Origin of the sequence: Bacillus swezeyi (genome assembly GCF_030908325.1) — a bacterium.
In the GTDB taxonomy this organism is placed as follows: domain Bacteria; phylum Bacillota; class Bacilli; order Bacillales; family Bacillaceae; genus Bacillus; species Bacillus swezeyi.
Window position 1 is genome coordinate 3,713,284 of the sequence record NZ_CP133085.1, and the last position, 18,057, is coordinate 3,731,340.

The following is an 18,057-nucleotide window of genomic DNA, read 5'->3' on the forward strand; positions in this document are numbered from 1 at the left end:
AAACGAAGTTTTATTGCGGGAGGGAATATCATGGATCATCCATATCATGCTTACCGTTCTTTATTTCCCGTATTGTCAACACATATTCACCTGGGCGCCTGCTCAGGAAGCGCTTTGGCACTTCCTGTTTCAGGGGCGATTGATGAGTATCGCAGCGCACTTCTTAAGGGCGGTTTGAATTGGGAAGCGCTTCTTAAAAAGATGGAAGAGGCAAAGGAAAAGTTCTCCCGGCTGATCGGAGCTGAAAAAGAGGAGATCGCCGTTTTATCATCTGTTTCCGACGCAGTTTCGGCAATCGCCGTGTCTCTTCCTGAACAGCCTCGCAGAAATCAGATTGTTTTCACAGACATCGACTTCCCTGCCATCGGCCAAATTTGGCTGGCACAAGACCGCTTCAAATATAACCTCGCCGTTATACATGGCGAAGACGGCATGATTCGCTTAGAGCAATTTGAAAAGCAGATCAGCGATCAGACACTTTTGACGTGTGTACCGCATGTCAGCTATTACAATGGCTTTAAACAAAATCTGAAAGATATCGCTGGCATCGTCCATCAAAAAGGCTCCCTTTTATTTGTGGATGCTTACCAATCCGCCGGACATATTCCGATCAATGTCAAAGACATGGACATCGATATTCTCGCGGCGGGGACACGCAAATACATGCTCGGCATTCCAGGGACGGCGTTTTTGTATATCAAACGCGAACTCTCTGAACAGTTTCAGCCAAAAATGACCGGCTGGTTCGGCAAGGACAAGCCATTTGCGTTTGATTTGCATCACTCAGGCTTTGCAGAGGGGGCGAAACGCTTTGAAACCGGTACACCGTCATTCATCGGCCTTTATGCAGCAGACGCGGCGCTCAAGCTGCTGCTTGAAGCCGCACCTGTTCAGATCGAATCTTATTTGCAAAAGCTTGCCCGATTTTCTTTACAGCACGGCAAAGAAAAAGGCTTGCAGATCATCGGTCCGCAAACCGTTCATAACAGAACAAGCCTGATTTCGATTCGCTCCGAACAGGCATCCCGAATCGAGTCCTTATTGCGGGAAAAAAACATCATCACATCATCGAGAAATGATGTGATCAGAATCGCCCCCCATTTTTATAATACGAAAGAGGAAATTGAACGTACAATTGATGCGATTGCCGCATTGATGCACGGCCGCCGTAAAATCTAGGGGCATGGCTTCAAAATAGACAGATAAGGATTTTTTACTTAAACTATAAAAAAACATTTTTCATCAAGGAATGAGACATATTGAAGAGCTATATCGATGAAGAATTAGAAGAGACAAAAAAGAACAGCCGCAGAAAAGTCGTGTTTGCACTTTTGGCGATCATCCTTGCAGTCGGCATTCCCATCAGTTATGTGGTATATACCCATTTTTACTCGATGAATCATTTGCCGGAGGGGAAATGGATTCAATCTTCTTCTTCGCCAAACCAGCAATACAAATTAAACATATATAGGGTGAAGAAAGGCCGTGCAACCGGCTCTTATTCCGTCAGAGGAGAATTGACAAACGTCTCAACCGGCAAACAGAGGAATATTTATTGGGGATATAAAGAGTATGACGCACAAGTCAAATGGAAAGACAACCATCATGTATCCATTAATAACAAGGTGCTCGACGTCCGTACAGATACATATGATTGGAGAAGAGAGTGATGTGTCACTCTCATCTCCTTGTGTACATCCCGCCCGGAATATCATTTAAAAACGGGCTTTCCTCTCCAAGTGAAAAAAGGTGGAGTTCATGCATCGCTCTTGTACAGGCGGTGTAAAACAGCGTCCGCTCTCTTTCGCGCCAATATCGTTTTTTCGAGCCGTCATAGAGGATGACGGCGTCAAACTCGATGCCTTTTGCAAGATATACGGGGATCACCAGCACACCTTTTCGGAATGTGCGCGTTTCTTTATCCATCAGCTTCAGCTCCGTATCATTTTGCAGATGCCTTGCCGCTTCTCTGCATTCCTGAACAGTTTTGCAGATGACCGCAATTGTCTCCCTCCCTTTATGTTGAAGGCCCCTAATGCAGGTAGCTATTTTTTCATGATGGGCCGCTTCATCGGTCGAGACCGTTAATGTCGGCTTTACACCCTCCCGGTTAAAAGCCTCGATCTCATCGCCGCCCTTCACCATTCGCTTTGTAAACTCAACGATCTCCCTTGTCGATCTATAGCTTCGCTTCAGCTTGATCGTCTCCGTTTTCTCCCCTTCAAACACCTCCTTTGAAAGAAGCGCTTTTTCACGAGATGTATGGGCAAGAATCGCTTGATTAAAATCACCTAAAATCGTCATTTTGCATGCAGGAAACAGCTGTTTGAGAAAAGCCAGCTGAAATGGCGAGTAATCCTGCGCCTCATCAATGAATAAATGCCGGACTGACGTATTTTTTCCTCCGCCTTTGATATGGTTTTTCACATATAAAAACGGAACGGCATCTTCATACGGCATCCGGCTGTAGTGAAAGCTTTTTGCCGTGTATGCACAAATGCTTTCCCAGCCATCCGGACGGGGGACCGAATGATTCCAGTCTGAAAAGAGCTGCAAATACGTTCTCTTGAAGTCAATAAAGCCTAATGCCTTCACTGCTTGTATCAGCGGTTTGAATTCCCTTTCGACAATCATTTTTGCGAGCAGATCTTGCTCCCTCTCATAATCATCAAAGGTATCCTCGGCAAACCGCCGTTCTTCCTGAAGCTGTTTATAGACTTTCAAATACTCCTCTTTATCCAGCAGCTCGATTTTTTCAAGCGGCCATTCTTTTTTTCTTTCCTCCTGCTCCTGTGTTTTCAATATCTTCAGTAGCCATTTCGCCGTAAGCTCAATCCGGTATGGAAGCGGTTCTGAGGAATCCAGCGTTTGAAAGAAATCACGGATTTGATCGGCTGCTACGATTCTTTTTCCGCGGAAAACAATATTTTTAAACAGCAAGTGTCCTTTCGCCAAATAGCTTGCATAATCATCAATAAGGGCTTTGAACGCTAGGCTCGATTTATAAGCAATCGATTTCATCCGGCCCGGGTCATCTTCATTTTCCGAAGCCGTCAAACAATATTCCAATTGATCGAACGGCGTTTCACAAGCCACCTGCTTTCCGAGATGCCGTTCCAAATATTCCTGAAACGTTGTCTGCTGAATGTTTTCTTCGCCAAGCTCCGGCAGGACATTGGCAACATAGCTGTTAAAAAGAAGATTCGGAGAAAAAAGCAGCAATTGATTGGACTCGATTCGTCCTCGCCCGCGGTACAGCAGATAAGCTGCCCTCTGAAGCGCTGCCGACGTTTTTCCGCTGCCCGCCGTCCCTTCGACAATTAAATAACGGCTCGTATCATTGCGAATGATTTGATTTTGTTCTTTCTGAATCGTCGCAACAATGCTTTTCATCTGGATATTGGCCTGATTCCCCAGCACTTCCTGCAGCAGTTCATCCCCAATCGCCATATCTGTATTAAACATTGCTTTCAGCCGGCCGTTTTTGATGAGAAACTGCCGTTTCAGCTCTATCGTTCCGTTGATCGTTTCTTCCGGAACCTCATATTGAGCCGGCCCGGGCGCATGGTTGTAAAACAAACTGGAGATCGGCGCCCGCCAGTCATAGATCAAAAACCGCTCTTCCTTCTCATCCATCAATGAACCGAGTCCGATGTATACAGATTCAGCCGTTTCATCTCCATCCTCTAAAAAGTCGACGCGGCCAAAATAAGGTGAATTCTTCACTTTTAAAAACTTTTTCAATTGGCTGTAAAACTGCTTATGGCTTCTCTCCCTTTCTGATAAAACTTCCGCCTGCTGTTTAATGCTTGAAAATGTTTCGACCGCTTCATTTTCATCGGCCAAGTTCAATGTCACATCATTCCAAAAGTTTTTTCTTAAACCAATGATGTCCTCTTTTATGCCGCCGGTCTTTCTCTTTAGAGAATGAAGCTTTCGATCTAATTCTTTTAAAACGAGTTCAATTCGTTTCTCCTCTTCAAGCCATTCCTTATTGGTTTCTTCCATGCGGATCACTCCCTAAAAAGATTTGACATCGAAAAAGATTCATGATAAAATAATTATGGATATAATTATAAATATTGAAAATTAATGTTAAAATACACTTCATCTTATCATAACAACATCAATAAAATCAACAAAAAGCCGACTTTTCAATCAATGAAAAATCGGCTTTTTTTATGGTTATTCAGCTGTTTGACCGTATCGAGCGGTTCGGAAGTTTCCAATTAAACATGTAGGAGCATACACGGCATGCAACAAGAACGGCAAAAAGCATATACAATGTGAAAGGCTTCTCTGCCCAGCCCATCCCGATGATCAATCCGCCTAAAGCGGCCCAAACGGCGTAAATCTCGGTTTTCAAGACAAGCGGCTTGCGCCCGGCCAAGAGATCCCTGATCATTCCGCCGCCGCTGCCGGTCAATACCGCTGCAACGATCACTGCGCTGACCGGATGGTTCATGTGGACGGCATATAATGCCCCTTGTATCGCAAATGCTGATAGTCCGATTGCGTCTGAAAAACTGCCCCATATCTTCCAATGCTTCAACAGCAGATTCGGAAACAAAAACACAAACGTGATCGACACGAGAGCGATTTGAAACAGCGCCCCCTGCTCCCATAAGGCAGATACAGGGACTCCGATCAGTAAATTTCTGATGGCTCCCCCGCCAAAGGCAGTGACAATCCCCAATATATAAACTCCTAAAATATCATACTCTTCTTCCATTGCGACAATCGCCCCGCTGATCGCAAAAGCAATCGTTCCGATGATGCTCAACACTTCCCAAGCCATCTAAGGTGTCCTCCATACTCATCTTCAATCTTTTTGATTTTATAACTTCTTCATCCTTTAAATCAACCCTGTGAAACAAAATGTTTTATAATATAGGAATCATCCTTTATATCAGCGAAAAACCGAATAAAATGAAGGAGGGAGCTGGATGGAACAGCCTATTATCATAGAAAATGCAAATGACTCATGGCTGGTGCAATATGAAGAAGAAAAAAAGCAGCTGCACGAGATCTTCGGAAAAACCGCGCTGGCAATCGAACATATCGGCAGCACCTCTGTTCCCGGACTGGCTGCAAAACCCGTGATTGACTTAATGGCTGGTGTAAAGCACCTTGGCGAGGTTGACCGCTTCATTGAACCGCTTCAAAAGCTCGGCTATGAGCATGTCATTCACGAAGCATTTCCGGCAAGACGTTTTTTTAGAAAAGGACAATGGAAAGCTGGGACACATCACCTGCATATTTATGTCTTTCAGAGCGAAGAGTGGAAAAATCAGCTGAGATTCCGACATTATTTAAGAGAGCACCTGCAAACGTGCAAAGACTATGAATCATTGAAAAAAGACTTGGCGCGGCGTTTTCCGCATGACCGCACCTCCTACACAAAAGGAAAAGAGTCGTTCATTACAGCGGTCATAGAAAAAGCAAAACAACAGGAATAGACGAAAAGGAGCATCTGATATGTCAAGAAAAACAAAGCATAAATTGATCACAATAGCTATCGCCTTCATCATGGCTGTATTACTGTATTATTATGTGCAAATGACGAAGTGAACAAGACAAAAACCGCCCTTATACGTTTAAAACCATTCTGACTGTTTTGAGGATATGCCCTTCAAAGTCTTCTTCATATTCGGAGACATCCTCAAAACCTTTGGCTTGATAAAAATGTTTGCCGTTGCGGTTATCTTTTTCAACTTCTACAAACAGCTTTTTGACACCCTCCAAATGCTTAATTCCCTCTTCCAATAATGCGGTTCCGATTCCTTTTCCCTGGTATTCCGGATATAGATAAATAGCTGCGAGATTGGCCTCTCCTCCTTCTCTGACAAAGGAGCAGTTAGCAAAACCGATGATTTTTCCGTCAGCTTCTGAAACGAGAATTAACGAGTGTTCCAAACGTTGCTGCATCCTCTCATCATTGTATGCTTTCTGCAAGAATTTCTCTTGAACGTCGAAGGGGATCATGCCTTCATAAGTATGGTTCCAGCTTGCTTTTGCAACCTGCTGAACCTGGCGGATGTCTTTCTTTTCCATTTTGTGAATGTTAAACTCCATTTATATCACCTTCCAACCCATCCAATAATTTCAAATATTATAACACCTATTCTATGAACATGTGTGTATGAAAATAAAAAAAAGAGCATTGTCAGACAATGCTCTTTTTACTCCTCTTTACCCTTGAGAAAGCACATAAAAATGATAATCAAAATAAATGCGGTAAGGGCGAGAAATGGAATGGTGATAAAGCCGAACCAATTGATATATTGCCCTGAACAAGGAACTCCGGTGATACACGGTTTAATGCCGTTGAATCCGGGAATTTTCTGCTCCAAATAGTGCATCAGGGAAATACCTGCGCCGATAATCGCCATCGGCAGCACATATTTTTTCACCCGGACATCGCCCTGGAATGTCGCGATTCCGAGGATCAGCACCAGCGGATACATCATGATCCGCTGATACCAGCACAGTTCACAAGGAATAAATTTACGGATTTCGCTGAAATACAGGCTGCCGATTGTCGCCGCTAAAGAGACGATCCAGGCGCCGTACAGAAGGAACGACTTATTTTTCATCACTTGCCCTTCAGCTCTTTTTCGATCGTTTCTTTGATCTTGTCATAATCAAAAGGTTTGGCGATTTTTACGCCGTTTACAAAAATCGTCGGCGTTGAATCCACGTTGTATTCGCTGATGAGGGAGCTGTCCGTTCCAAGCTGCTCTGTGAACGTTTTGTCATTTAAGCTTCCCACAAGCTTGTCGCGCTTGATCTTTGTATTTGCTTCGGCAATATCCGCCAATTTTGCAGGCGTCGCCCACTCATTTTCCATCGTATCGTTGTCAGGCTGCGCTTTGTACAGTGCTTCATGGAATGTCCAGAATGAATCCGGGTCTTCCTTCCATACTTGTTCAGAAGCAAGGGCGCTCAGCTCTGAGCCTCTGCCATGCTGCTGATTGACGAAATTAATATATGAAAAATTGACTTTTCCCTTATCGATATAATCTTTTTTCAAATCGGGAAAAACGGATTCCGTCCATTGCTTACAGCTCGGACACTTGTAATCTCCGAATTCGGTAATCGTAACAGCCGCGTCTTTATCTCCGAGGATCGGCTGTCCTTCTGTTGAAGGCTTGTCATCAAATGTTTGCGAAGCGTTTTCTGTTTGGTTGTTAAGGACGACCAGCGCGCCGATCAGAAAAACGACGATAACTGTCAATATCACTGCAAATTTCATCGGTGACTGCTGTTTCTTTTTCACTTAGACACCTCATTATTTCTTATTTTTTAATATGTCAGTTTCACAATCTCTTTCATTTTAACAAGACAAGCCGTATTCGTGAAGATGCTAAAAAACGTTTTTCCGGTTCTTAAGGCGGGAAAAAAGTTACATTTCTTTGACATTTAATACGCGCATTGCATTTAAAACGGCAAGAAGCGTTACACCGACATCTGAAAATACGGCTTCCCACATCGTGGCGATGCCAAAAGCGCCCAATAGGAGAAAAACGCCTTTAATCCCAAGTGCAAATATAATATTTTGCCAGACAATGCTTCTGGTCCGTTTGGCAATCTGTATCGCTTCGGCGATTTTCGAAGGCTGATCTGTCATGATCACGATATCAGCGGCTTCAACGGCTGCATCAGAACCGAGACCGCCCATCGCAATTCCGATATCCGCCCTCGCCAAAACAGGTGTATCATTGATTCCGTCACCGGCGAAAAGCAGCTTTTCTTTCGGAAGCTTTTGCCCATCAAGTTCTTCAATACGGTCAACCTTGTGCTGCGGGAGGAGTTCTGCATGCACTTCATCAATGGCGAGCGCTTCTCCGACGGCATCGCCAACCTCTTTTGCATCACCTGTCAGCATAACCGTTTTTTTAATCCCCGCTTTTTTCAAAGATGAAATCGCATGTCCGGCATCTTCTTTTATATCATCAGCAATCAGGATCGAGCCGATAAACACGCCATCGGCCGCTACATAAATAACGGTTCCGATGCCGTTTTCCTCTTGATAGCGAATATTTTCTTTCTGCATCAGTTTGGCGTTTCCGGCCAAAATGCGGACTCCGTTAACAGCCGCCTTCACCCCGTAGCCGGACATTTCGCTGTAATCCTTAATGGCTTCTGCGGAGACGGACTTTCTGTATGCTTCGCGAATCGATTCTGCGATCGGGTGTGCGGAATGGAATTCGGCAAGCGCTGCATATTCAAGGAGCTCTTCCTCTGTCGCTTTCTGATCGGCCGGCGATAGTTTGACGACGGCAAATTCACCTTTTGTCAATGTCCCCGTCTTATCGAAAACGGCGTATTTGACATCGTTTAAAGCTTCTAAATAATTGCTGCCCTTTACAAGAATGCCGGCTTTTGATGCGGCCCCGATACCGCCGAAAAAGCCCAGCGGAATGGAGACGACAAGCGCGCACGGACACGAAATAACCAAAAAGACAAGCGCTCGGTAGACCCAATCCGATAGTATTGCCCCCGGAACGATCACTGGCGGAACAAATGCAAGAAGAAGAGCGACAATGACGACAAACGGTGTATAATACTTGGCGAATTTTGTGATGAAATTCTCGGTCTTCGCCTTTCTGCTGCTTGCATTCTGAACCAAATCGAGGATCTTGGAAACGGTTGAATCGCTGTATTCTTTGAGGACTTCCACCTCAAGCACGCCGTTTTTATTAACAAATCCGCTCAGCACTTCATTGCCGGGCGCCGCTTCGCGCGGCACGGATTCCCCGGTTAATGCGGATGTATCAACCATCGATTTTCCTTTTAAAACCTTGCCGTCAAGAGGTATTTTTTCTCCCGGTTTGATGATGATCACATCGCCTGCTTTGACATGTTCGGGAGATACCTTGGCCGTTCCATCCCCTGTTTGAAGATTGGCATAGTCGGGACGAATATCCATCAAATCGCTGATCGATTTTCGCGAGCGATTGACCGCAGCTCCCTGAAACAGCTCGCCGATTTGATAAAACAGCATGACGGCTACCCCTTCAGGGTATTGCTGGATGATAAAAGCGCCGGCGGTGGCAATTGTCATTAAAAAATGTTCGTCGAAAACCCGGCCGCGAAAGATGTTTTTGATTGCTCTTAAGACAACGTCGCCGCCAATGAGAAGATAAGCAATGAAAAAGAGAAGCCATTCCGTGATGCCGCCGGCGGGAAAAAGAAAGCCGGCCGCGCCGAGAACGGTCCCCAAAACAAGCCTTGCGATCGTTTTTTTGACGCGCTGATCACTGCCTGACTGTGAAGATGGTCCGCCGTCTTTCAATGCCACTTGAACGTGCGGTTCAATGGCGGTGACCTTTTTCTTAATTTCTGAAGATATGTTTTGACCGCTGCCTTTATTTATCTTGACAGTCAAAGTGTTTGTGGCAAAATTGACCGAGCACGCATCAATCCCCTTCATGCGGGCAATCTCATTTTCGATTTTCTGCGCACAGTTTCCGCAGTCAAGACCGTTTAACATGTATTCTTGCTTCACTTTTTCCATCTCTCTCACCTTTCTTTCAGCGCCGGAACGATTTATTTTATATATGAGCATATACGCATATAACCTGTAACCCTATTATATGCTCCGTTCAGAAAATGTGTCAATCAACTCCACAGGAAAAGCTGTTTCATTATTCCCCCGCATACCTTCGCCAAAACGCAAATGGCATATTGGAAGTGCTGCCCAAATATACTTAGTTTAGCTATTAAACTAACAAGCTTCATTCACAAGGAGTGAGCGTTTTTGAAAACATCTTGTCTTATGATGATCTGCTTCGCCTTTCTGCTGGTCTTTTCCACAGGGTGCAAGAGCGGAGGCAGCGATGAGAAGAATGCAAAAGAAGTCAAAGTCTGGGATTATTTCACCGGCAAACAGCAGGAGCTGTATCATGAGCTTGTCGATCAGTACAATCAGTCGCAGGATCAGTATAAAGTGGTGACAGAGTACATTCCGTTTAACGAAGTGAAAAAACAGCTGTCTGTCGGAACAGCGGGAAATGCTATGCCTGATGCCGTTTTCCTTGACAATGTAGACAATGCTTCTTTTGCCGCGATGGGCATTCTTGAGGATTTGACGGACAAAGCGGAACAATGGGGGCAGATTGATCAGTTTTATGAAGGGCCTTTATCATCAGCCCTTTATGAAAACAAATATTACGGCATTCCTTTTGCAAGCAATGCGCTGGCATTGTTTTACAACAACGATCTGCTGAAGGATGCCGGGGTGTCTGAGCCTCCCAAAACATGGAGCGAGCTGAAAGAAGCAGCGAAAAAAGCGAGCCAGGGCCATACGAAAGGGTTTGCGATGTCGGCGGTTAAATCTGAGGAAGGCGCTTTTCAATTTTATCCGTTTTTACTGTCTTCAGGCGCAGATCTCAACAGCCTGCAATCAAAGGAAGCTGTTTCTTCCCTGCAATTTTTGGCGGATTTAGTAAAGGAAGGCGCTATGAGCAAGGAAGTGTTAAACGCCACCCAGGATGATCTGGCCAGACAGTTCGCTGCAGGGCAGCTTGCCATGATGATCAACGGCTCTTGGAACATTGAACGGTTGAAAGAGGTCGGACATTTGAATTACGGCATCACCTTTATCCCGAAAGATAAAGAGTATGCGTCTGCCCTCGGCGGAGAAAACATCGCCGTTGTCAAAGGTAAAAACACTGAAGGCGCATGGGACTTTATCACCTGGCTTCTCGATCCTGAGCGGCTTGAGACACTGACGGCGGAAACCGGCGTATTCCCGCCGCGGAAAGATCTGCTGGAAACGTCGGATCATTGGAAGACCGATCAGAATCTAAAGTCGTTTATCCCCATTATGGATATCGCATCAGCACGCGGGCCTTCCAAAGATTGGCCAGACATGTCCGAAGCGCTGCAAATGGCCCTGCAGGAGGCATTAAGTGAAAGCAAAACGCCGAGGGAAGCGCTGGATAAAGCGGCACAGAAGGTCGACACATTAAAGTAAGGAGTTTGATCATGATCAAAGCATTCGTCCGCAAATGGGAAGGTTATTTCTTTGTGTTTCCGGCAGTCCTGTTTATGCTTGCTCTAATCGGCTATCCATTAATCTACAATATCATGCTGAGCTTTCAGAATCTGTCGCTTTCCAATTTAGCCTCTCAAGACGCCGGCTTTATAGGGTTTGAGAATTATAAACAGCTCGCTCAAGAAGAAGTGTTTTGGGTGTCTTTGAAAAACACGCTGCTTTATACAGCCGGAAGCGTCGTTTTTCAATTTGCAATCGGTTTTTTGCTGGCTGTGTTTTTCAGCATGAAATTCCGGCTTGCTCCGTTTCTCCGCGGGTTGATGATGGTGAGCTGGCTGATTCCGCTGACGATTACGGCGCTTTTATTTAAGTTTATGATGGCTTCAGGCGAAGGGGTTTTCAATCAGCTCCTGCTTTCATGGGGCATCATCGACAGCCCCATCCCATGGCTGTCAAACCCGAACATTGCGATTTGGTCCGTCATCATCGCGAATATCTGGGTCGGCATCCCCTTCAATATGCTGCTGATATCAGCCGGCCTCAGCTCCCTTCCCGAGGATGTTTATGAAAGTGCAAGCCTTGACGGCGCCAACGGTTTTCAGAAATTCATCCATTTAACCCTGCCTTTATTACGGCCGGTGATCACAGTCGTCATGATGCTCGGCTTCATTTATACCTTCAAAGTGTTTGACCTTGTCTTCGTCATGACGGGCGGCGGTCCGGTTCATTCGACAGAAGTGCTTTCAACTGTCAGCTACCGCTATTCTTTCAATGAGTTTCAGTTCAGCATGGGGGCAGCAAGCGCCAATGTCTTATTTTTCATTCTCCTTTTGGTCAGTCTCGTCTATTTGCGATTGATCAAAAAAGATGAGGTGATGTCATGATGCCGAGACGAAAGGAATGGCTCCTCAATTGTATCGGGGTCTTGATCACGGCTGTTTTTCTGTTTCCTGTTTACTGGATGATGATGACGGCTTTTAAAAGCGAAGCCGAATTGTTTAAGGTCCCCCCTTCATTGTGGCCGGAGACATTTCAGCTTTCCGGCTTTCAAGCGGTTTTCACAGAAGGGATCGCGAGACACTTCATGAACAGCGTCGTGATTTCAGGAATTACAGCCATCATCGTTTTGCTCTTGGCCGTCCCTTCCGCCTACGGCTTGGCCAGGTTTCAAGTTTGGGGCAAAAAACTGTTTATCCTGCTGTTCCTCGTCACGCAAATGCTTCCGGCCACCGTCATTTTGACGCCGCTATTCATTGTGTTTAACAAGCTGAACATTCTCAATACGTACATCGGCCCGATTTTAGCTTCTGCAACTCTTGGGATTCCTTTTTCGGTTTTAATGCTCAGGACTTTTTTTCTCGGAATTCCAAAGGATCTTGAGGATGCCGCAAAAATTGACGGATGCAGCCGTTTTACGGCATTCATCCGCATCATTTTGCCCGTTGCCATGCCTGGAATTGCCGTGAGCGGGGCGATTTCCTTCTTTTTCACATGGGGAGATTTGATTTACAGCATGACATTCAACAGAAACCAGGAACTGTGGCCGCTAACGGCCGGCATCTATAATGTCATCAGCCAATATGGCATCCAGTGGAATGATCTGATGGCATTTGCCGTTATATCGGTTCTGCCAGTCATCATCATTTTTGTCATGCTTCAAAAGCAGCTTGTCAAAGGACTTGTCAGCGGTTCAATCAAATAAGAAAGGGTGCTTGACAATGAAATTTTCCGACGGCTACTGGCTCACCCGGGACGGCTATGAAATCAATACGCCAAAGGAAGCTTACGATCACCGGATTGATGAACACTCATTGACGGTTTACGGGCCTGTCAAAGGCATTCAGAAAAGGGGCGACACTTTGGATACCCGTATGCTCACCGTCAGGTTTTCCAGCCCATTTGAAGGTGTGATCCGCGTTCAGGTTTTCCATTTTAATGGAAGCGCGCATAAAAAACCGGGCTTTTCCCTCTATACGACAAATATGAAGCCGGAGATTTCGGAAGATGACGACGCATTGACGCTCCGAAGCGGCAGCTTGAGCGTCAAAGTGAGCAAAACCAAGTGGCGCTATCAATTTTTGCGAAGTGAACAAAGGCTGACTGGCAGCGGACCGAACAGCCTCGCCTACATCGCGGGTGATGACGGCCGGACTTTTATGAGGGAGCAGCTTGATATCGGTGTGGGCGAAATGATTTACGGGCTCGGGGAGCGTTTTACGGCATTTGTGAAAAACGGGCAGTCTGTTGATATCTGGAACAAGGACGGAGGAACGAGCACTGAACAGGCATACAAAAATGTCCCGTTTTACCTGTCCAACAAAGGGTATGGCGTGTTTGTCAATCATCCTGAACTGGTCTCCTATGAAATCGGTTCTGAAGTCGTCTCAAAAGCCCAGTTTTCCGTTGAAGGCGAATCACTTGATTATTTCATCATCAGCGGCTCAGAACCGAAAGACGTTTTAAAGCGATATACCTTGTTGACGGGAAAGCCCGCTCTTCCGCCGGCATGGTCTTTCGGACTTTGGCTTTCGACATCTTTTACAACCGATTATTCGGAAGAGACGGTCACCCGCTTTATTGACGGGATGAAAGAAAGGGATATTCCGCTCAGCGTCTTCCATTTTGACTGCTTTTGGATGAAAGAGTTTGAATGGTGCAATTTTGAATGGGATGAACGCTTTTTTCAGAATCCGCAAGCCATGCTCAGCCGCTTGAAAGAAAAAGGCCTGAAAATCTGCTTATGGATCAATCCTTACATCGCCCAAAAGTCAAAGCTTTTCCAAGAAGGAAAAGAAAACGGTTATTTTTTGAAAAACAGACAGGGAGATGTATGGCAGTGGGACCGGTGGCAGGCGGGAATGGCGATCGTTGACTTCACAAATCAAAAAGCGCGCGAATGGTACTGTTCAAAGCTGGAGAACCTGCTCGATATGGGCGTCGACTGCTTTAAAACAGATTTCGGCGAAAGAATCCCGGCAGACGCCGTATACTTTGACGGTTCAGATCCCGAAAAAATGCACAATTATTATTCATTTCTCTATAACAAAACCGTATTCGACCTTCTGAAGAAAAAACGCGGAGACCAGGAAGCCGTCGTTTTTGCAAGATCGGCGACTGCCGGCAGCCAGCAATTCCCCGTTCACTGGGGAGGGGACTGCTTTGCCAGCTATGACTCAATGGCGGAAAGCCTTCGCGGAGGCCTGTCGCTTTCCCTTTCAGGCTTTGGCTTCTGGAGCCACGATATCGGCGGATTTGAAAGCACCGCATCAGCCGACCTATATAAACGCTGGACCGCGTTTGGCCTGCTGTCGACACATAGCCGCCTGCACGGCAGTGAATCGTATCGGGTTCCGTGGCTGTTTGACGAAGAAGCGGCCGATGTGATGAGATACTTTGTGAAATTGAAGCACCGGCTCATGCCGTACCTTTACGCTGCAGCTTACTGCGCGCACACAGAAGGCATCCCGATGATGCGGGCGATGCTGCTCGAATTTCCTGAAGACAGGACCTGCCACTGGCTTGACAGCCAATACATGCTTGGCAAGAACCTTCTCATCGCCCCTGTTTTTCAGGAAAACGGCGCTGTCTCGTACTATCTCCCGAAAGGAACGTGGACACACCTGTTAACAGGAAAAGAAACGGAAGGCGGAAAGTGGCAGGAAGAGAAATATGGCTATATGGGACTCCCTCTTTTCGTCCGGGAAAACACCTTGCTGCCGCTCGGACACGAATCAAACCGTCCGGATTACGATTATCTCGATGATGTGACATTCCGCCTCTACCATTTAAAAGACGGATACACGGCAGAACAGACGATTTATAATGAAAAACACGAAGCAATGACGATCAAGGCTTCTAGAAATCAACATACACTCACGGTGAAAACAACGGGCGTCCAAAAGAAATGGAGGCTTTTGATCTGCGGATCTTCTGTCAGCTCGGTCATGAACGGATCCATGGAAGCGCTTCAGGAAGGAACCGCGATTCGGCCAAAAGAAGCGCATCGCGATGTTGTCATCTTTTTCTGAAAAGGAGTGAAAACATGCTGAAAATCGTCCGTATCCTCGCCTTGTCACTGATATGCACCGCCCTTTCCATCGCCGGCTTCAGTCTGCCGCAGTCTGTGGCGGCCAAAGCCCCGGCCTACGATTATCCGTTTCAAAATCCAAAGCTTCCCATCCAGAAAAGGGTCAACGATTTGATCTCACGGCTGACGCTTGATGAAAAAGTGTCACTGATGCATCAGTATCAGCCCGCCATTCCGCGCCTCGGGATTCCCGCTTTCAAAACGGGCACTGAAGCGCTTCACGGTGTCGCCTGGCTCGGGAAAGCCACCGTTTTTCCCCAAGCTGTCGGTCTTGCTCATACTTGGGATCAGGCCTTAATCAAACAAGTCGGCTCGGCGGTCGGTGATGAAGTCCGCGGCTTCAACCATCTTGACCCTGCGGCAAACGGAGTCAATGTCTGGGCGCCTGTTGTCGATTTGCTGCGCGACCCGAGATGGGGCAGAAATGAAGAAGGCTATTCAGAAGACCCTTTTTTAACTGGAGAAATGTCCACGGCTTATGCTTCAGGCTTAAGAGGTGATCATTCCTTTTATTTGAAAACGATTCCAACTCTAAAACATTTTCTCGGATACAATAATGAAACAGACCGGGGCTTCAGTTCTTCAAGCATTGACCCGAGGAATTTGCAGGAATATTATTTGAAACCGTTTGAAACCGCCATTTCAAAAGAAGCCGCGTTCGGCCTGATGCCGGCCTACAATTCAATCAACGGCAAACCCGCCATTTTAAGTCCGCTTCTTCAAAACACTGTCAAACAAAAATGGGCCGGTGACCATTTCTTTATCGTCAGCGACGCTTTTGATCCTTCGGGAATCGTCAATGACCATCATTATTATGACAGCCATGAAGAAGCGCACGCGCACGCCGTGAAAGCAGGCGTTGACAGCTTCACAGACCAGGATCAAAATCCCGAACTGACCAAGACTGCGATCAGGGGAGCTTTAACAAAAGGACTCATCTCTGAAAAAGACTTGGATCAGGCATTGACAAACGTGTTCAGCCTTCGCTTTCGCACCGGCGAATTTGATTCCGATGAACTCAACCCATACGGCCGCCTGACAGATGAAGTCATCAACAGCCCGAAGCATCAGAAGCTGGCGAAAAAAGCCGCGGAAAAATCAATTGTTTTATTAAAAAACAATCAACAGCTTCTCCCCTTCGATCAGAAGATAGATGAAGACATCGCGGTGATCGGCCCGTTTGCCGATGTCCTGTATGAAGATTGGTACAGCGGAACAATGCCTTATCAAAAGACCCCGCTTGACGGAATTACAGAAAAAATCGGCGAAGAGCGCGTCTCTTTTACAGAAGGAACCGAACAGAGCGGGTTCAAGTCTGTGCTGACCGGAAAATATGTGACGGCCGGCCCGGACGGCAAACAGCCGTTAACAGCAGCTGCAAACAAACTTCAAAAAAGCGAGACATTTGACTTGGCCGATTGGGGAGAAGATCTATACACCCTGCGCGCTCAAGCGAATGGCCTCTATGTCTCTCTTCAAGACGATGGCCGCTTCCTTGCAGATCAAAAACAGCCCAATGGCTGGACGGTCCGCGAAACCTTTCAGTTCGAAAAACAGCCTGACGGAACATTTGCCATCAAAAATACCGCAAACGGCAAATACGTCACCGCCGGAACAGATGGAACATTAACGGCGGCCGCCGAAAAACCGGCCACTGCGGCCGAAAAATTTTCGAAAACCATCGTCAAATCCGGAACAGATGAAGCGGTTCAATTGGCAAAATCCGCCGATAAAGCGATTGTTTTTGTCGGAAACAACCCTTACATCAATGGACGGGAAACCGAAGACCGGGAAGATATCAAGCTCCCTCCCGCCCAGGAACAGCTGGTAAAGTCCGTATATAAAGCCAATCCCAACACCGTGCTGGCCGTCACAAGCAGCTACCCATTCGCTTTGAATTGGGCCGACAAACACATCCCTGCCATTTTGTATTCCGCCCACGGCGGACAGGAAGCGGGAAGCGCCTTGGCTGATATCCTTTTCGGCGGCGAAAATCCGGGAGGGCGCTTAACGCAAACTTGGCACACCTCTGTCAATGAGCTGCCAGATATGATGAATTACGACATCATAAAAGGAAAACGAACCTATAAATATTTTGACGGAAAACCGCTGTATCCGTTCGGCCACGGTTTATCTTATACATCGTTTCGCTATGACAAATTAACCGTTTCTACCGGAAACCTGAAAAAAGGCGGAACTTTAAAGGTGCGTGTCAACATCACCAATACAGGCAGCAGAAAAGGAGATGAAGTCGTCCAGTTCTATACCTCCCCCCGGTTTGAAACACGGGTCAAGCAGCCTAAGCAAGATCTGAAAGGATTCAAGCGAATCACGCTTTCCCCGAAAGAAACGAAAACCGTGACTTTCAAGCTGAAACCATCAGACCTTGCTTTTTGGGATGTGACAAGAGAAAAATTTGCCGTTGAAAAAGGGCTGTACCAAATCGCCGTCGGCAGCTCATCGAAAGATATCCGCCAGACGAAGCGGGTCTTCGTTCAAGGAGAAACGATTCCAAAACGGAACTTGGCGAAAAAAACAAAGGCCGAAAACTATGACGACTACAAAAGCGTACAGATGACCGAGGAATCTAAAAACGGCGGTGATGCGGTAAAAAATATGAAAGCAGACGCATGGATCTCCTTTCAAAATGTCCGTTTAAAAGGTGAAAAGCGGCTGAAAGCGAGAGTTTCAAGCAGCGGAGGCGGAGAGATCTGCATCTACCTGGGCCATCCCAAGAAAGGAAAAAAGATCGGTTCATTAAAGGTGCCTGATACATCTGGTATGCAAAACTGGAAAACGATCAAAACATCCGTTCAAAAAACAGCAGGCACACATCACGTATATTTCGTTTTCAAAGGGAACATTTCACTCGATACATTTCAATTTCAGCAATAACAAAAAATGATGAAGGCCATGCAGTATGTTCTGCATGGCCTTCGTCATTTTTTTAGCCATTTAAAAGCTTTAC

At 46.3% G+C, this 18,057-nt stretch carries 14 protein-coding genes; 8 read left to right on the forward strand and 6 right to left on the reverse strand.

The window, feature by feature from the left end; genetic code table 11:
* Positions 1–30: 30 nt before the first annotated feature.
* Together RBH91_RS18560 and RBH91_RS18565 are read left to right on the forward strand one after the other, a co-directional pair.
* Positions 31–1,179: an aminotransferase class V-fold PLP-dependent enzyme gene (locus RBH91_RS18560; protein ID WP_307892483.1), complete on the forward strand. Its 1,149-nt coding sequence runs from the start codon at positions 31–33 to the stop codon at positions 1,177–1,179.
* A gap of 80 nt (positions 1,180–1,259) precedes the next feature.
* Positions 1,260–1,670, forward strand: coding sequence for a DUF5412 domain-containing protein (locus RBH91_RS18565; RefSeq protein ID WP_076760791.1), 411 nt, complete (start codon positions 1,260–1,262; stop codon positions 1,668–1,670).
* A gap of 10 nt (positions 1,671–1,680) precedes the next feature.
* Here RBH91_RS18565 and helD read toward each other — a convergent pair whose 3' ends face one another.
* On the reverse strand, positions 1,681–4,008 hold the full coding sequence (gene helD, locus RBH91_RS18570; protein ID WP_307892484.1) for an RNA polymerase recycling motor HelD: 2,328 nt from the start codon (positions 4,006–4,008) through the stop codon (positions 1,681–1,683).
* 181 nt (positions 4,009–4,189) lie between these two features.
* Entirely contained in the window at positions 4,190–4,798 is a 609-nt protein-coding gene (locus RBH91_RS18575) for a trimeric intracellular cation channel family protein (RefSeq protein WP_076760793.1), read from the reverse strand.
* Between the two features lie 148 nt (positions 4,799–4,946).
* Here RBH91_RS18575 and RBH91_RS18580 point away from each other — a divergent pair, with 148 nt between their 5' ends.
* Positions 4,947–5,459, forward strand: coding sequence for a GrpB family protein (locus RBH91_RS18580; RefSeq protein ID WP_307892485.1), 513 nt, complete (start codon positions 4,947–4,949; stop codon positions 5,457–5,459).
* 130 nt (positions 5,460–5,589) lie between these two features.
* On the opposite strand, the gene RBH91_RS18585 is transcribed toward RBH91_RS18580, so the two are convergent.
* The 4 genes from RBH91_RS18585 to RBH91_RS18600 all read right to left on the reverse strand — a co-directional run bounded on the left by RBH91_RS18585 (position 5,590) and on the right by RBH91_RS18600 (position 9,520).
* Complete coding sequence (locus RBH91_RS18585) at positions 5,590–6,075, reverse strand: GNAT family N-acetyltransferase (protein ID WP_307892486.1); 486 nt, start codon at positions 6,073–6,075, stop codon at positions 5,590–5,592.
* 107 nt (positions 6,076–6,182) lie between these two features.
* A complete protein-coding gene (locus RBH91_RS18590) occupies positions 6,183–6,596 on the reverse strand; it encodes a disulfide oxidoreductase (protein ID WP_076760796.1) in 414 nt (137 codons plus the stop codon).
* The gene (locus RBH91_RS18595) at positions 6,596–7,279 is read right to left on the reverse strand and encodes a DsbA family protein (RefSeq protein WP_076760797.1); all 684 of its coding nucleotides are present in this window, start codon (positions 7,277–7,279) and stop codon (positions 6,596–6,598) included. Before RBH91_RS18595 ends, RBH91_RS18590 begins: the two co-directional genes overlap by 1 nt.
* Before the next feature lie 126 nt (positions 7,280–7,405).
* Positions 7,406–9,520, reverse strand: a complete 2,115-nt coding sequence (locus RBH91_RS18600; RefSeq protein WP_307892487.1) for a heavy metal translocating P-type ATPase — start codon at positions 9,518–9,520, stop codon at positions 7,406–7,408.
* 243 nt (positions 9,521–9,763) lie between these two features.
* On the opposite strand from RBH91_RS18600, the gene RBH91_RS18605 reads away from it, so the two are divergent.
* From RBH91_RS18605 to RBH91_RS18625, 5 genes are read left to right on the forward strand one after another with little or no spacing between them, the layout of a single operon-like run.
* Entirely contained in the window at positions 9,764–10,981 is a 1,218-nt protein-coding gene (locus RBH91_RS18605) for an ABC transporter substrate-binding protein (protein ID WP_307892488.1), read from the forward strand.
* 11 nt (positions 10,982–10,992) lie between these two features.
* Positions 10,993–11,886, forward strand: a complete 894-nt coding sequence (locus tag RBH91_RS18610) for a carbohydrate ABC transporter permease (protein ID WP_307892489.1) — start codon at positions 10,993–10,995, stop codon at positions 11,884–11,886.
* The gene (locus RBH91_RS18615) at positions 11,886–12,704 is read left to right on the forward strand and encodes a carbohydrate ABC transporter permease (protein ID WP_239693648.1); all 819 of its coding nucleotides are present in this window, start codon (positions 11,886–11,888) and stop codon (positions 12,702–12,704) included. The genes RBH91_RS18610 and RBH91_RS18615 overlap by 1 nt, the downstream gene beginning before the upstream one ends.
* 16 nt (positions 12,705–12,720) lie before the next feature.
* Positions 12,721–15,030 (forward strand): alpha-xylosidase, encoded by a 2,310-nt coding sequence (gene yicI / locus RBH91_RS18620; RefSeq protein ID WP_307892490.1) that lies wholly within the window; start codon positions 12,721–12,723, stop codon positions 15,028–15,030.
* 14 nt (positions 15,031–15,044) lie between these two features.
* A complete protein-coding gene (locus RBH91_RS18625; protein WP_307892491.1) occupies positions 15,045–17,984 on the forward strand; it encodes a glycoside hydrolase family 3 C-terminal domain-containing protein in 2,940 nt (979 codons plus the stop codon).
* Positions 17,985–18,057 lie beyond the last annotated feature (73 nt).

Coding starts and splice junctions, on each gene's coding strand:
- RBH91_RS18580 (WP_307892485.1), top strand. CDS start 4,947: ATGGAACAGCCTATTATCATAGAAAATGCAAATGACTCATGGCTGGTG.
- RBH91_RS18560 (WP_307892483.1), top strand. CDS start 31: ATGGATCATCCATATCATGCTTACCGTTCTTTATTTCCCGTATTGTCA.
- RBH91_RS18585 (WP_307892486.1), bottom strand. CDS start 6,075: ATGGAGTTTAACATTCACAAAATGGAAAAGAAAGACATCCGCCAGGTT.
- RBH91_RS18625 (WP_307892491.1), top strand. CDS start 15,045: ATGCTGAAAATCGTCCGTATCCTCGCCTTGTCACTGATATGCACCGCC.
- yicI (WP_307892490.1), top strand. CDS start 12,721: ATGAAATTTTCCGACGGCTACTGGCTCACCCGGGACGGCTATGAAATC.
- RBH91_RS18575 (WP_076760793.1), bottom strand. CDS start 4,798: ATGGCTTGGGAAGTGTTGAGCATCATCGGAACGATTGCTTTTGCGATC.
- RBH91_RS18610 (WP_307892489.1), top strand. CDS start 10,993: ATGATCAAAGCATTCGTCCGCAAATGGGAAGGTTATTTCTTTGTGTTT.
- RBH91_RS18600 (WP_307892487.1), bottom strand. CDS start 9,520: ATGGAAAAAGTGAAGCAAGAATACATGTTAAACGGTCTTGACTGCGGA.
- helD (WP_307892484.1), bottom strand. CDS start 4,008: ATGGAAGAAACCAATAAGGAATGGCTTGAAGAGGAGAAACGAATTGAA.
- RBH91_RS18615 (WP_239693648.1), top strand. CDS start 11,886: ATGCCGAGACGAAAGGAATGGCTCCTCAATTGTATCGGGGTCTTGATC.
- RBH91_RS18590 (WP_076760796.1), bottom strand. CDS start 6,596: ATGAAAAATAAGTCGTTCCTTCTGTACGGCGCCTGGATCGTCTCTTTA.